General features: G+C 58.7%; 12 protein-coding genes. All 12 read left to right on the forward strand.

All coding sequences use genetic code 11. The annotated features are described in order from the left end of the window. The first annotated feature begins 167 nt into the window (after window positions 1–167). The gene (gene modA / locus RM6536_RS05820; RefSeq protein WP_060824409.1) at window positions 168–974 is read left to right on the forward strand and encodes a molybdate ABC transporter substrate-binding protein; all 807 of its coding nucleotides are present in this window, start codon (window positions 168–170) and stop codon (window positions 972–974) included. A 37-nt stretch (window positions 975–1011) separates the two neighbouring features. Then, window positions 1012–1884, forward strand: coding sequence for an ABC transporter permease (locus tag RM6536_RS05825; protein ID WP_060824410.1), 873 nt, complete (start codon window positions 1012–1014; stop codon window positions 1882–1884). 124 nt (window positions 1885–2008) lie between these two features. Continuing rightward, entirely contained in the window at window positions 2009–3388 is a 1380-nt protein-coding gene (locus RM6536_RS05830) for a molybdopterin molybdotransferase MoeA (RefSeq protein ID WP_060824411.1), read from the forward strand. A 107-nt stretch (window positions 3389–3495) separates the two neighbouring features. Then, a complete protein-coding gene (moaC, locus tag RM6536_RS05835; protein ID WP_044150196.1) occupies window positions 3496–3996 on the forward strand; it encodes a cyclic pyranopterin monophosphate synthase MoaC in 501 nt (166 codons plus the stop codon). 50 nt (window positions 3997–4046) lie between these two features. Next, on the forward strand, window positions 4047–4565 hold the full coding sequence (locus RM6536_RS05840) for a MogA/MoaB family molybdenum cofactor biosynthesis protein (protein WP_060824412.1): 519 nt from the start codon (window positions 4047–4049) through the stop codon (window positions 4563–4565). Further along, a complete protein-coding gene (locus RM6536_RS05845; protein ID WP_049331883.1) occupies window positions 4555–5061 on the forward strand; it encodes a molybdenum cofactor biosynthesis protein MoaE in 507 nt (168 codons plus the stop codon). Before RM6536_RS05840 ends, RM6536_RS05845 begins: the two co-directional genes overlap by 11 nt. A gap of 120 nt (window positions 5062–5181) precedes the next feature. Beyond that, on the forward strand, window positions 5182–6375 hold the full coding sequence (locus tag RM6536_RS05850; protein WP_060824413.1) for a ThiF family adenylyltransferase: 1194 nt from the start codon (window positions 5182–5184) through the stop codon (window positions 6373–6375). A 78-nt stretch (window positions 6376–6453) separates the two neighbouring features. Beyond that, window positions 6454–10173 carry a nitrate reductase subunit alpha gene (locus tag RM6536_RS05855; protein WP_060824414.1) on the forward strand — a complete coding sequence of 1240 codons (3720 nt, stop codon included), beginning with the start codon at window positions 6454–6456 and terminating at the stop codon, window positions 10171–10173. Then, complete coding sequence (narH, locus tag RM6536_RS05860; protein WP_005504921.1) at window positions 10173–11786, forward strand: nitrate reductase subunit beta; 1614 nt, start codon at window positions 10173–10175, stop codon at window positions 11784–11786. Before RM6536_RS05855 ends, narH begins: the two co-directional genes overlap by 1 nt. 3 nt (window positions 11787–11789) lie before the next feature. Continuing rightward, complete coding sequence (gene narJ / locus RM6536_RS05865) at window positions 11790–12530, forward strand: nitrate reductase molybdenum cofactor assembly chaperone (protein ID WP_060824415.1); 741 nt, start codon at window positions 11790–11792, stop codon at window positions 12528–12530. Window positions 12531–12556: 26 nt separating this feature from the next. Then, complete coding sequence (narI, locus tag RM6536_RS05870; RefSeq protein WP_060824416.1) at window positions 12557–13390, forward strand: respiratory nitrate reductase subunit gamma; 834 nt, start codon at window positions 12557–12559, stop codon at window positions 13388–13390. A gap of 30 nt (window positions 13391–13420) precedes the next feature. Then, window positions 13421–14641, forward strand: coding sequence for an MFS transporter (locus RM6536_RS05875; protein WP_060824417.1), 1221 nt, complete (start codon window positions 13421–13423; stop codon window positions 14639–14641). Window positions 14642–14859 lie beyond the last annotated feature (218 nt).

A 14859-nucleotide genomic window follows, 5' to 3' on the forward strand; every position in this document is an offset into this window, starting at 1 on the left:
CTGTACATAGTGTGTGCAGGGTAAGTTACAACTGCGCCACCGCAGACCACAGTGACAAAGCAATATTGCGTGCACAAGCTAGGGATGTACACGAAACGTCATACAAAGCCCACACATGGATGCACCTCACCACCGCAAGAGTACGAAACCAACCAAGGAAATACCTCATGAAGACCCCCCTCGCAGCCCTTAGCGCGCTCGCTGCAGCAACTCTCGCACTGACCGGTTGTGGCGCAACGCAGAGCTCCTCTTCTGCCACTGCATCCGCATCGACCAGCAAGGCTGCCTCCGGCAAGATCGAAGTCTTCGCCGCAGCCTCCCTGAACAATGCTGGCGCAGACCTCGAAAAGGCATACGAAGCCGCCAACCCCGGCGTGGACGTCACCTTCGTCTACGAAGGCTCCGCAAAGCTCGTCAACCAGATTGAGCAGGGCGCAACCCCCGACCTGCTCATCACCGCAGACACCAAGAACATGGACAAGGCAAAGAATCTCGACCAGTTCTCCAACTCCGAAACCAACGTTCTGGTCACCAATAAGCTCGTGCTCGTCACCGCCGAGGGCAACCCCGGCAAAATCAACAGCCTCGACGACCTCAAGACCACCGACGGCGTCGTCGCAGTCTGCAAAGAAGACGTCCCCTGCGGCACCATCGCCCACCAGGAACTGAAGAAGCACGACATCACCCTCAAGAACGCAACCACCGAAAGCAAGGTCACCGACGTAGCAACCAAGGTCACCACCGGTAACGCCGATGCAGGCTTCATCTACACCACCGACCTCGCCGCAGCCAAGAAGAAGGGCGTCAACCTCGGCTCGGTCGAGCTGACCGACGTGGAACGCAACGAATACCCCGCAGCGCTGAGCAAGACCGGCTCCTCCTCCGAAACCGCGAAGAAGTTCAACGAATGGCTGAAGAACTCCGACGAGGCGAAGAAGATTCTCACCGAGTACGGCTTCAGCACCGCAAAGTAATTCAACACACTAGGGAACAACCCGCGTCTCACCACCCATGACAGACACTACCGCTACCCGCCGCAACGCCGGAACCTCACGCACACCCGGAAGCAGACTCTTCGCCTCCGTGCCCGTGCTCTTCCTGGTTCCGGCGTCGCTGGGTATTTTCCTCATTGCCGGACCGCTCCTCGGGCTCTTCCTCAACATCCCCTGGAGCCAGCTCGGCAGCATCTTCACCCCGCAGGTGCTCGGGGCGGCGAACCTCTCCCTCAGTACCGCCGCCGCCTCCACCCTCATCTGCGGGCTTCTTGGTGCGCCCCTGGCGCTCGTGCTCTCCAAAGTACTCAACCGCTCGCGGCTGCACCGGTTCGGGTCGGTCCTCTACGCCATCATCTACACCCCGGTGATTCTCTCTCCGGTTGTCTCCGGCCTCGGGCTACTCTTCTTCTGGGGACGCAAAGGCATGATTGGCACCTACCTCTACCAGTCGGGAATCTCTATTCCATTCACCCCCAACGCGGTGATTATCGCCCAGGTATTCGTCGCCCTACCCTTCTTCGTTGCCACTGCGGTCACCACCCTGCAGGCTATTCCCCGCGAATACGAAGAAATTGCCCTCGTCGAAGGCGCTAAACCCGCAGAAATCACCTTCAAAGTGCTACTGCCCCTCGCCGCGCCCGGCCTTGCCACCGCCTTCCTGCTCTCCTTCGCCCGTGCCCTCGGCGAATACGGCGCAACCGTCACCTTCGCCGGCAACGTGCAAGGCAAAACCCAAACCATACCCCTCGCCATCGACCTGGCCATCAACAGCAGCGACATCCCCAGCGCCCTCGGAAGCGCCCTGATACTCATCAGCCTCTACCTAGGAATCTTCGGGGTCCTCGGCCTAATCCGCGCCCTCAAAAAACTACGCGAAAGCACCCGATAAACCACCCCGTCGCTTGCCCCGCACACCACCGGGAGCATACCGGTCCTTAGGCGAAACTGCATTTACCAGCCCACAAAAACACACCTACACTAGTCATAACCGCCGCCGCACGATTGGAACCGCCATGATTTCCCCCGAATTCAACGGAACCCCCAGCACCGAGGAATACCGCGCGTACCTGGCGCTACTGCTGCGCGAAGTCTTCATCGGCACCGCAGAAACGGTTCCCCTCTACCATGCGGCAGGGCGCATCCTCGCCCAAGACGTCACCGCACGCATGGACGTACCCAGCTTCGACAACTCCCAGATGGACGGCTATGCCCTCACCGCCGAAGCTGCAGAACGCGACGACCGCATCTTCACCGTCGGACGCGAAATCCCCGCCGGACGCCCCCTTCAGCGTTCCCGCTCCTCCAACGACCTGACCTACCCCATCATGACCGGTGCACCCATGCCCAAGGGCTACGACGCCGTCATCCCCGTCGAACAGTCCGAACGCATCGAGTACCCCGACCTGCCCGAATCCTTCGGCCGCCCCAGCGAAAAGGTCAAACTCGCCCCCGGCAAGCCTGGACAGTTTGTGCGCCGCCGCGGCGAAGACGTCGTCACCGGCCAGATCCTCGCACGCGCCGGCGAACGCATCACCCCCGCCCTGCTTGGTGCGCTCGCATCCCAGGGCTATGCGCGCCTGACCGTCGCGGCGGGTCCCCGCGTGCTCGTGTGCACCGGCGGCGACGAGATCCTCTCCGGCGTTGAAGAAGACGGAAGCGCAACCACCCAGGAACTCGCCCAGGGCCAGATTTTTGACGCCAACGGCCCCATGCTCACCGCCATGCTCCGCGAAGACGGAGCGGAGGTGCGCCGCATCGCCATCGGCGACGACCCGATCGAGCTACTGCACCGCCTCGAAGCAGAGTACGAGAGCTTCAAACCGGACATCATCATCACCTCCGGCGGTATTAGCCACGGTAAATACGAGGTGGTCCGCAACGCCATCGCCAAGGCACACGAAGCCGATATTCTGGTGCCCGTCTCCTGGTTTGGCCACGTCAGCCAGCAGCCCGGCGGCCCCCAGGGCGTGAACCTGCTCGACTTCAAGGGCCACCGCGTGCCCATGATTTCCTTCCCCGGAAACCCGGTGAGCACGCTCATCTCGTACGCACTGATTCTGCGCCCCTACCTGCGTGCCGGCGGCCCCTACGGCGTGCCCTACGCGATCGCCTCCGAACAGGCAACCTTGAATAACGCACCGCGAGGCGTGCTCGTCACCGAAACCCCGCTCACCGCACCGGCGACTAAACGCCAGTTCCTGCGCGGCACCCTCGCCATGGTCGAGGTGGAACCCGGAACCTACCGGGTGGAGCTCTACCCGGACGTCCTTTCAGGCTCGCACCTGCTGCACCGAGCCGCCCAGGCGGATGTGCTCATTGAGCTGGCGCCCGGAACCACCTACACCGGGGGAGAGGCAGTGCCCTACCACCGCATTCGTCTCACCGATAACTAAGCGAAACGTCCCCCCATTGTTCCTTGCGTGAACGACAAGGAATAATTGAGACTCACACTAGTAACGATTCGCGGCAGAAGAATACCGCGCAGAAGCCAGGAGAAACGATGACCTCTACCTCGCAGCCCAACCAGGAACTGACCCACGTGCGCGCCGACGGCTCGGCACACATGGTGGACGTTACGGAGAAGTCGGTCACTACCCGCACCGCCCTGGCCGAGGCAACCGTGCGCACCCGCGAAGACGTTATCGCCATGATTTTTGACGCTGACCTGCCCAAGGGTGACGCACTTCCGGTCGCACGTGTTGCCGGCATCATGGGCGCTAAGCGCACCCCGGAAATCATTCCCCTCTGCCACCCGCTGCCGCTGGGCAAGATCACGGTGGACTTTGAGCGCGGGACCGACTTCGTGCGTATTGAGGCGTCCGTGAAGACCCGCGGCGTCACCGGCGTAGAGATGGAGGCTCTCACCGCCGTCTCCTCGGCGGCGCTGACCGTTTTCGACATGATTAAGGCAGTCGATAAGCACGCCGTCATTACCGATATCCGTGTCCTGGAGAAGAGCGGCGGCAAGTCCGGCGACTGGTCCGTCCGCGAGGACTCCTAAGCTACGGCGGCACACCCCCGTCACCTGATAGATACAGAAAAGGAAAGCCAATGAGTAGCGAAGACTACACTATGCCGGAGAACCTGACCGGCCTGGTCATTGTCGCCTCCACCCGCGCAGCCCGCGGCGTGTACGAGGATAAGTCCGGTCCCATCGCCGTGGAGTGGTTGCGCTCGCGCGGCTTCGACACCCCGGACGCTGTGGTCATCGAGGACCGCGATATTGTCGAGTACTTCAACACCCTGGTCACCGAGGGCAAGAAGAACGGTAACCTGCCGACGTTCATCCTGACCAGCGGCGGCACCGGCCTAAACTCTGACGACCAGACCGTGGAGGCGGTTCGTCCCCACCTGGATAAGGAAGTGCCCGGCATCATGCACGCCTTCTGGATGAACGGTCTGAAGAATGTTCCCTCGGCGGTGCTTTCACGCGGCATGGCGGGCGTGATTGACCGTACCTTCGTGATGACTCTGCCCGGTTCGCGCGGTGGCGTGAAGGACGGCGTGGCAACCCTCGATCCGCTTGTTGAGCACATTTGCCGTCAGATGGAGGACTACCATGACCACTAAGCCGCAGAAGGAAGAACCCTTGGATCATTCGGGCGCGCACGGTGCTGAGCCGAGCGGCTCGACCGTGGTGTTCACCGATATTACGGAGGCGCCCCTGGAACCGCTGTACGCAGCGGCTAAGGCTGAGGTTATGACTGACGCCATGGGTGCCCTGGTAATTTTTGACGGCATTGTGCGCAACCATGATCACGGTAGCGCGGTGCGCGGGCTGTCTTACAGCGCGCATCCGCAGGCTCGTGAGTATATTGCCGAGGTTGCCGCTGAGGTTGCCGCCGAGCTGGATGGCGTGCGTCTGTGGGCTGTGCACCGCGTGGGTCCGATTGCTATTGGCGAGTCGGCTCTGACCGTGATGGCGGCGGCTGCTCACCGTGGTCGCGCGTTTGATGCCTGCGAGCTGGTGGCTGACCGGGTGAAGGCTCGCGTGCCGATTTGGAAGGAACAGGAACTGCTCGATGGAAGCATCGAGTGGGTTGGCGTGGATACTTCGTCCGTCTAGCCTTCTGAATATTCTGAATATAAGCCTGTCAGGGGGATTTCTCTCGGGCAGGCTTATTCTCCTTGAAGCTTGGACCCCTAAAATTCAAACCATCTCTACTATTTGATGCGAGGAACCCCTATGTCTTCTCACACCTCTCGTAGCGCGAGCGAGCTCTCTGCCGCTGAGCGTGCGTTCTACTCTCGTCAGCTGATTCTGCCCGAAATGGGGTACGAAGCTCAGCTGGCACTCAAGCGTGCGCGAGTGGTGGTGCTTGGCGCTGGCGGTTTGGGTGCTCCCGCGCTGCTGTACCTGGCGGGTGCCGGGGTCGGTCAGATTGTGGTGGTTGATGATGACGTCGTGGATGCTTCGAATCTGCACCGCCAGGTGATTCATACGCACGCCAGGGTGGGTAATTCTAAGGCTGACTCTGCCGCTGAGTCTTTGCGCTCGCTGAATCCTTTTATTGAGGTTGTGCCGGTGCGTGAGCGTTTAACGGAGGCGAATGTTGATGATTTGCTGTCTGGCGCTGATTTGGTGCTGGATGGTAGCGATAATTTTGAGTCGCGTTATATGGTGTCGGCGGCGGCGGCGCGTGCTGGGATTGCGCATGTGTGGGCTGCGATTCTTGGCTTTGATGCGCAGTTGAGTGTGTTTTGGGCGGGACACGGTCCGGTGTATGAGGATTTGTACCCTCATGCTCCTGCTGCCGGTAGTGTGCCTTCGTGTAGTACTGCTGGCGTGGTGGGCGCTATGGCTGGTGTGGTGGGTGCTGCTATGGCTATGGAGGCAGTGAAGCTGTTGACCGGGGTGGGGGAGCCACTCATGGGTGAGGTTGGCCTATATTCGGCGTTAAGCGGGAGGTGGGAATATATACCTCTCGTAGCTAGCGTGCAAGCTGTACCTAAGAAAAGTGTCGTTTTGCCTCAAGAAACGAGCTATAAGCCCAAAAATTATGTAACAATTCGTAATATTTCTCAGGATTTTACTAGCTCTTCTACTGATTCGACGCCTCGTCCCATAAGTGCCCAGGACCTTAAAAAGCTGTCATCGGATGAAAATATTGCCCTTTTGGACGTCCGTGAGCAGGTGGAATTCGAAGCTTTCGCTATTGATGGCGCTATTAATCTTCCTCTGACTGAGTTGCTGGAGGCCGGTCGGAATAGTGTTTTAAAGGCCTTGATTGAGCGTAAAATCCCCGCAAATGCCCAGAAAATCGTTATTTACTGCACTGGATACGCTAGAACGGTTGAGGCGGCTCGCGAAATTGCCCCTTTGGTAGGGCGTTCTGTGTATATGTTGGAGGGCGGAATTTCTGCCTGGCTTACGGTCTAAAACACCCTTATTTCGCATGAATTAGGCAAGGTTTTTATCTCGTATTTTCCATGCCAAATTTCAGATATATTGGGCAGTATGGAACAAGCATCACAGATTAAGGGCCCGGATGGCCCCCTTACCGATCAGCTGATTAAGTTCGGTAAGTTCTTCTCCCGCTGGGATGAGACTGAAGACGGCCGCGCCGTCTTCCGTGAAGGCGGCCGTGAAGGTGACGCCTTCTACCGCGACCGTTGGAGCCACGATAAGGAAGTTCGCTCTACCCACGGCGTGAACTGCACCGGCTCCTGCTCCTGGAAGGTGTATGTCAAGGATGGCATTATCACCTGGGAAGCACAGGAAACCGACTACCCCACGGTTGGTCCCGACCGCCCCGAGTACGAGCCCCGCGGCTGCCCCCGCGGTGCAGCGTTCTCGTGGTACACCTACTCTCCCACTCGCGTTAAGTACCCCTACGTTCGCGGTCTCCTGCTGGAGATGTACCGCGAAGCGAAGGCAATCCACAACGATCCCGTGGACGCCTTCCACTCCATCGTGTCCGACCCCGCCAAGCGTGCACGCTACGTTAACGCACGTGGTAAGGGTGGTCTGGTGCGCTCGACCTGGGCTGAGGCTCTTGAGCTGATGGCTGCTGCTCACGTGCACACCATCAAGTACTACGGTCCCGACCGTAACACCGGCTTCACCCCGATTCCGGCAATGTCCATGACCTCCTTCAGCGCGGGTGTTCGCTACATCCAGCTGACCGGTGGTGTCATGACCAGCTTCTACGACTGGTATGCCGACCTTCCCGTGGCTTCCCCGCAGGTCTTCGGCGACCAGACCGACGTTCCCGAGTCCGGCGACTGGTGGGACGCTGCATACCTCATCATGTGGGGCGCAAACGTTCCGCTGACCCGTACCCCGGATGCTCACTGGGTCTCCGAGGTCCGCTACCGCGGTACCAAGGTTGTCACCGTGAGCCCCGACTACGCCGACAACACCAAGTTTGCTGACGAGTGGCTGCCCGCACAGGCAGGTACCGACGCGGCACTGGCTATGGCAATGGGTCACGTCATCCTCAAGGAGAACTATGTCGACCAGCGTGTCGAGTTCTTCGAGGACTTCTCCCTGACCTACACCGACCTTCCCTTCCTGGTCACCCTGGAAACCCGCGAAGACGGCGTGAAGGTCCCCTCCAAGTTCCTGACCGCTGCAAAGCTTGCTGGTGAGGCTGAGCAGCAGAACGCTGACTTCAAGCCTGTCCTGATGGACCGCGAGACCGGTGAGGTCTTCGTGCCCAACGGCACCATGGGTCACCGTTACGCTCAGGAAGACCAGGGCAAGTGGAACCTGGACCTGCAGGGTCGTAAGCCGATTCTGTCGATTCGCGACCTGCCCCAGGGCCAGACCGCAGCCGTGGAAATCAAGATGCCGACCTTCGATAACCCGAAGGGTCACGGCGACGTCATTACCCGCGGTGTGCCCGTAGCCTACGTTGAAGGCCACGAAGTCACCACTGTCTTCGACATCATGCTGGCACACTACGGTGTGGGCCGCGAGGGCCTGCCCGGTACCTGGGCTAAGGACTACGAGGACTGGAACGTCCAGAACACCCCGGCATGGCAGGAACAGATTACTTCTGTCCCCGCCGAGGCTGTTATTCGCGTTGCCCGCGAGTTCGCTAAGAGCGCCCTGGATTCCGGCGGCCGCTCCATGATTATCTTCGGTGCAGGTATCTGCCAGTGGTACCACGCTGACACCACCTACCGCGCTATCCTCGCCCTGCTGAACCTGACCGGTTGCCAGGGCCGTAACGGTGGCGGTTGGGCTCACTACGTGGGCCAGGAGAAGGCACGTCCGCTGACCGGTCTGACCAACATTGCTAACGCTCTGGACTGGAGCCGCCCGCCGCGTCACATGATTGGTACCGGCTTCTGGTACATGCACACTGACCAGTTCCGTCAGGATGCATACTCCACCGATTACCTGCAGTCCCCGCTGGCTAAGGGTGAGCTGCGCGATGTTCACACTGCTGACGTTGTGGCACGCTCCGTGCGCATGGGCTGGATGCCGTTCTTCCCGCAGTTCCCCGAGAACCCGATGGAACTGGCTGATAAGGCAGAGCAGGCAGTGGCACGCGGCGAGGCTTCCTCGAACGCGGACTACATTGCACAGCGCCTGAACTCCGGTGATCTGGAATTCTCCGTTGAGGACGTCGACAACCCCGTCAACTGGCCTCGTACCCTGACCCTGTGGCGATCGAACCTGTTCGGTTCCTCCGCTAAGGGTGAGAGCTACTTCCTGAAGCACCTGGTCGGTAGCATGGACAACGTCCAGGGCTCCGACGCGGAGAAGCACCCGAACGAAGTGAAGTGGGTCGACGACGCACCTCAGGGCAAGCTGGATTTGCTGGTCACCTCGGACTTCCGTATGACCTCCACGACCCTGCTGTCTGACATCGTTCTGCCGACTGCTACCTGGTACGAGAAGCACGATATCTCCTCGACCGATATGCACCCGTTCCTGCACGCGTTCTCCCCGGCAATTGACCCGCCGTGGGAGGCAAAGACCGACCACGAGACCTTCAAGGCTCTGGCATACGAGTTCACTCGCCTGGCTAAGAAGCACCTCGGCGTCCGTAAGGATATCGTTTCGGTCCCGCTGCTGCACGACACCCCCGGCCAGATTGCTCAGCCCGGCGGTCACGCACCCGACTGGAAGAACACCCCCGGTATGGTGGGCGTGCCCGGCAAGAACATGCCGAACTTCGTCACTGTCGAGCGTGACTACGGCGCACTGTACGACATGTACACCACCGTTGGCCCGCTGTTCGACAAGCTCGGTGCCACCACCAAGTTCATCACTTACGATCTGAAGGACGAAGTCGCGAAGATGGCTAAGGAATTCGGTGTGATGGACTCCGGTAAGGGCGCAGGCCGTCCGGCACTGGATACCGACGTGAAGATGTCTGAAGCAATCCTCATGATTTCCGGTACCGCTAACGGTGAGGTTGCTGTTAAGGGCTTCAAGGAGCTCGAGAAGCAGACCGGTCTGCACCTGATGGACCTGGCAGAAGGTAACGAGGAACGTCGTATTACCTTCCCCATGACCCAGGCCGCACCGCAGCCCGTGATGACTTCCCCCGAGTGGTCCGGTTCGGAGACCGGTGGTCGCCGTTACGCTCCGTTCACCGTCAACATCGAGAAGAAGAAGCCGTTCCACACTCTGACCGGCCGTATGCACTTCTTCCTCGACCACGACTGGATGCACGAAATGGGCGAGGCTCTGCCGATTTACCGTCCGCCGCTGGATATGACCGGCCTGTACAACGAGCCTGAGCTCGGTACTACCGATGGTGTTTCGGTTGCTGTTCGCTACCTGACCCCGCACAACAAGTGGGCAATTCACTCGCAGTACTTCGACAACCACTACATGCTGAGCATGTTCCGTGGTGGTCCGACTGCGTGGATGAGCCCGCAGGACGCTGAGAAGATTGGCGTCAAGGACGGCGAGTGGATTGAGTGTGTGAACACCAACGGTGTCTTCGTGGGCCGTGCGGTTGTTTCGCACCGTATGCCCGAGGGCGTCTGCTACGTTTACCACGCTCAGGAGCGTATGGTTAGCCCGAAGTCTGAAGTCACCGGTAAGCGCGGTGGTATTCACAACTCGGTGACCCGTATTCTTCTGAAGCCCACCCACATGATTGGTGGCTACGCTCACCAGGCGTTCGCCTTCAACTATCTTGGACCGACCGGTAACCAGCGCGACATCGTCTCGTACATCCGTCGCCGTAAGTCCCAGGAGGTAACTTTCTAATGCGCGTTATGGCACAAGTTGCTATGGTGATGGCGCTCGATAAGTGCATCGGCTGCCACACCTGCTCCGTGACCTGTAAGCAGGCATGGACGAACCGAGCCGGTACCGAGTACGTCTGGTTCAACAACGTTGAGACTCGTCCCGGTCAGGGTTACCCCCGCCGTTACGAGGATCAGGAGAAGTGGAAGGGCGGCTGGGTGCTGAACAAGCGCGGTCGTCTGGAGCTCAAGAGCGGTAACCGCTTCCAGAAGCTCTTCACGATTTTCGCTTCCCCGATTCAGCCCGAGCTGAACGACTACTACGAGCCCTGGACCTACGATTACCAGAACCTGACCAGTGCTCCTCTGGGTGATGACTTCCCGGCTGCTAAGCCGGTCTCCCTCATCACCGGTGAGGACACCAAGGTTGAGTGGGGTATGAACTGGGACGACAACCTGGCTGGTGCGACCGAGTACGGTCACCTGGACCCGCTGGTTGAGAAGGTTCGCAAGAAGGCTGAGGACAAGATTAAGTTCGAGTTCGAGCAGACCTTCATGTTCTACCTGCCTCGTATTTGTGAGCACTGCTTGAACCCCTCCTGCATGGCTTCCTGCCCCTCCGGCGCTATCTACAAGCGCGCTGAGGACGGTATCGTGCTGGTTGACCAGGACCGTTGCCGTGGTTGGCGTCAGTGCATCACCGGCTGCCCCTACAAGAAGGTGTACTTCAACCACAAGACGGGTAAGGCTGAGAAGTGTACCTTCTGCTACCCCCGTATTGAGGCTGGTATCCCGACCGTGTGTGCTGAGACCTGTGTTGGTCGTATGCGCTACATCGGCATCTTCCTCTACGATGCAGACCGCGTGACTGAGGCTGCTTCGGTTGAGGATGAGAAGGACCTTTACGAGGCTCAGCTGTCGCTGATGCTTGATCCTTCGGATCCGGCTGTGATTGAGCAGGCTCGTAAGAACGACATCCCCGATGCGTGGATTACTGCAGCTCAGAAGTCGCCCGTGTACAAGCTGGCGAAGGAGTGGAAGGTGGCTCTGCCCCTGCACCCCGAGTACCGCACCATGCCCATGGTTTGGTACGTGCCGCCGCTGTCTCCGATTGTTGATCTGCTCAAGGAGCAGGGCCACGATGCAGAGAACAGCAACAACCTGTTCGGTGCTATTGAGTCTCTCCGTATTCCGGTTGAGTACCTGGCTGAGCTGTTCACCGCAGGCGACACTGAGGTTGTTACTAACGTTCTGCGCCGCCTGGCTGCGATGCGTTCGTACATGCGTGATATCAACCTCGGTGGCGAAGGCAACGAAGAGATTGCTCAGGCTGTTGGTATGACCGGTCAGCAGGTGTACGAGATGTACCGCCTGATGGCTATCGCTAAGTACAACGAGCGTTACGTTATTCCGAAGGCTCACATGGAGGACGCCCACAACCTTGAGGAAATGGGTTGCTCCCTGAGCGTGGATGGCGGACCCGGCATGTACGGCGATGCGTTCAACGACATGGAGGGTCGCCCGACCCCCGTGTCCACCGGTGTCTACGAGGCTAACAACAAGGTCAGCTTGTTCAGCTGGGACGGTTCTTCCCGTCCTGACGGCCTCTTCCCGAACACCACCGGAAAGAAGTAATAAGTGGCTGGATTCTTTTCCAAGCTCATGGGCAAAGCCGGTTCCGAGGCTGCTGTCTCGGAGCCGGCTCAGCCGGAGAACCCGTTCGATATCGATTACGGTCCCGGCGAGGATAAGGACTCGGTAATCTACCAGGTGAGCGGTATGCTCCTGGGCTACCCCGATGAGGAAACTCTGAAGGTTTTGCCCGAACTGGTTGAGATTACCGCTTCCACTCAGGATGAGGCTTTCATTGCTGCCGTAGATGCGGTTCAGCAGTGGCTGACTTCTAAGGACCTGGAGGATGTGCAGTCCGAGTACGTGCAGGAGTATGACCTTTCGCGTCGTCATTCTCTGCATCTGTCCTACTGGACCGATGGCGATACCCGCCGCCGTGGTGAGACTCTTCTGCGTTTCAAGCAGATGTACCGCGACTCCGGTATGTTGACTGTTTTGAACGGTGAGCTTCCGGACTACCTGCCGCTGGTGCTGGAGTTCTGTGCGTTGGTGGATCGCCGTAAGGGCCGTTCCGCTTTGCAGGCGTACCGTCCGTCCCTTGAGCTTCTTCGTCTGTCCATGAAGGACGGAAATCTGCCCCACTACGGGTTGTTGCAGAGCATCTGCGATACCCTTCCTGGCGTCTCTCCGGAGACTCAGGAGGAGGTTCAGAAGATGGCTGGCTACGGCCCTCCCGTCGAGACTGTTGGCCTGAATGGTTACGCTGATCATCAGCTGCTCCAGCAGGCTTCGGCTCGTTCTAACTAGTTTTATCCCTTGTGAGGAGACAACACGTGTACGTACTTGCTTCTGAGAACGCAGGACATGCTGCACAGGCTGTAGCCGATCCGGGTATTGTTGACATCCTGCTGTGGGGCGTTCTGCCCTATGTTGCACTGGTCGTTCTGATTGGTGGCACCATTTGGCGTTACCGTACTGACCAGTTCGGATGGACTACCCGCTCGTCCCAGGTCTATGAGTCGAAGCTGCTGCGCATCGCTTCGCCCCTGTTCCACTACGGTCTTGCGGCCGTGTTCCTTGGCCATGTTGGTGGTCTGCTGGTGCCTAAGGCACTCACTGACCTGGTCATTTCGGAGGACACTTACCACATTGTGGCGCTGGCTGGCGGTTCTGTTGCCGCGGTTGCGACCATTATTGGTATGTTCGTTCTGATTGGTCGTCGTGTTTCGAACTCTCGTGTGCGTTCGGCTACCACTCGTAATGACGTTCTGATGTATGTCGTTTTGGTTCTGGTGATTCTCGCTGGTACTGCGGCTACTCTGCTTTCGGCTGTGAACCCCTCGGGCGGTTTGCCTCCGGTAAATGGTCACGAGGTTCACTTCAACTACCGTGAGACCATTGCTGTTTGGTTCCGTTCGCTGTTCTACTTCCACCCTGAGGTGGCTCTGATGGTGAATATTCCTGTGGCTTTCAAGATTCACATCGTGGTGGCTATGGTTCTGTTCATCATTTGGCCCTTTACCCGCCTGGTGCACGCACTGACTGTGCCCCTGCACTACCTCTTCCGCCCCTACACCGTGTACCGCTCTCGTGGCGGCCAGCGTGTTGGTGCACGTCGAGGTTGGGACCCGGTAGGCACTCTCCCGCGTGAGCGCGCCGACCGCTAATACACACATCCATATTGCAAAAGAGGAAATATGAGCACCCCTGCTGCACCGAGCTACGACCTGAAGAATGGTCAGCTCCGTAACGTTTTGCTTGCAACCTTCGCCTCAACCATTGGTTTCTGGGCGTGGACCGTTGTTGGCCCGCTGGCGAAGATGTATGCAAAGCAGATGCACCTGGACGCTGGTATGACCAGCCTTCTGGTTGCTATGCCGATTTTTATCGGCGCTATTGGCCGTATTCCCGTTGGTGGTCTGACTGACCGCTACGGTGGTCGTATTATGTTCACCGTTGTTCTGGCGATTAGCGCGCCCCTGGTCTTCCTGGTTGGTGTTGCTGGTCAGCTGAACTCGCTGCCCATGCTGCTTGTTGTGGCATTCTTCCTGGGTATTGCGGGTACCGTGTTCGCTGTGGGTATTCCCTTCAGCTCCGCATGGTATGACGCTTCCAAGAAGGGCTTTGCGACCGGTGTGTTCGGTGCCGGCATGGTGGGTACTGCAATTTCTGCATTCGCTACCCCCCGCCTGGTGCAGGGTATTGGTTACTTCCAGACTCACGTTCTAATTGCTGTTATCTGTGCTGTGACCGCTGCTATTTCTTTCTTCTTCCTGAAGGATTCTCCGGCAACTGTAGGCCGTGAGGTTACTCCGCTGATGCCGAAGATTATTCAGGCATTCAAGGTGAAGACCACTTGGCAGCTGTGCTTCCTCTACGCTGTTGTGTTCGGTGCGTTCGTGGCATTCTCGAACTACCTGCCTACTTACCTGAGCAACATCTACAGCTTCAACGCTAACGACGCTGGTATGCGTGCGGCTGGCTTTGCGGCTGCTGCTGTGATCGCTCGTCCCTTCGGTGGTGTCCTGGCGGATAAGTTCGGCCCGAAGGTCATCACCCTCATCTCCCTGGGTGGTGTGGTGATTCTGGCAGTTATTACCGCGTTCCAGCCTGATGCTGAGCACGTGTATGGTGCTGTCTTCATTCTGATGGCTACTCTGCTGGGTCTGGGCCACGGCTCGGTCTTCGGCTGGGTGGGTCGTGTAGCTGACCCGAAGAACGTCGGCGCGGTGTCCGGTGTGATTGCTGCTGCTGGTGCTCTGGGTGGCTTCTTCCCGCCGCTGGTGATGGGTGCAACCTACAACCAGGCTGAGAACAACTACTTCATCGGTCTGATGCTGCTGGCTGTGACTGCGGCTCTGGCTTTCCTGTCGGCATTCCTGGTGCCGAACGGTGGCAAGCCCAACCACGCTAAGTAGGGTCTTCTAGTACATCCTTCTGCGGGATGTATGTGAAGTTTGCTTTGACTGAGTCCGGCTCGTTTTCTCTTCGGAGAGAACGAGCCGGACTTTGTGCGTTTCTGCGGTTTTTCGTCTTGCGGGGAGGGGATTTAGCGGGGCAGAAGAGCTTGATATTCTGGCATGTCGAATGTTGGTAAAGGTGGCAAAACTTTGTGGAGATGTGGGACACTTAAGAT

This window comes from Rothia mucilaginosa (assembly GCF_001548235.1).
Lineage (GTDB): Bacteria > Actinomycetota > Actinomycetes > Actinomycetales > Micrococcaceae > Rothia > Rothia mucilaginosa_B.

What these genes read in the sequence shown, in the direction of transcription:
- RM6536_RS05855 (WP_060824414.1), top strand. Translation starts at nt 6,454, where the DNA reads ATGGAACAAGCATCACAGATTAAGGGCCCGGATGGCCCCCTTACCGAT.
- RM6536_RS05845 (WP_049331883.1), top strand. Translation starts at nt 4,555, where the DNA reads ATGACCACTAAGCCGCAGAAGGAAGAACCCTTGGATCATTCGGGCGCG.
- RM6536_RS05850 (WP_060824413.1), top strand. Translation starts at nt 5,182, where the DNA reads ATGTCTTCTCACACCTCTCGTAGCGCGAGCGAGCTCTCTGCCGCTGAG.
- RM6536_RS05825 (WP_060824410.1), top strand. Translation starts at nt 1,012, where the DNA reads ATGACAGACACTACCGCTACCCGCCGCAACGCCGGAACCTCACGCACA.
- RM6536_RS05875 (WP_060824417.1), top strand. Translation starts at nt 13,421, where the DNA reads ATGAGCACCCCTGCTGCACCGAGCTACGACCTGAAGAATGGTCAGCTC.
- narH (WP_005504921.1), top strand. Translation starts at nt 10,173, where the DNA reads ATGCGCGTTATGGCACAAGTTGCTATGGTGATGGCGCTCGATAAGTGC.
- RM6536_RS05830 (WP_060824411.1), top strand. Translation starts at nt 2,009, where the DNA reads ATGATTTCCCCCGAATTCAACGGAACCCCCAGCACCGAGGAATACCGC.
- RM6536_RS05840 (WP_060824412.1), top strand. Translation starts at nt 4,047, where the DNA reads ATGAGTAGCGAAGACTACACTATGCCGGAGAACCTGACCGGCCTGGTC.
- moaC (WP_044150196.1), top strand. Translation starts at nt 3,496, where the DNA reads ATGACCTCTACCTCGCAGCCCAACCAGGAACTGACCCACGTGCGCGCC.
- modA (WP_060824409.1), top strand. Translation starts at nt 168, where the DNA reads ATGAAGACCCCCCTCGCAGCCCTTAGCGCGCTCGCTGCAGCAACTCTC.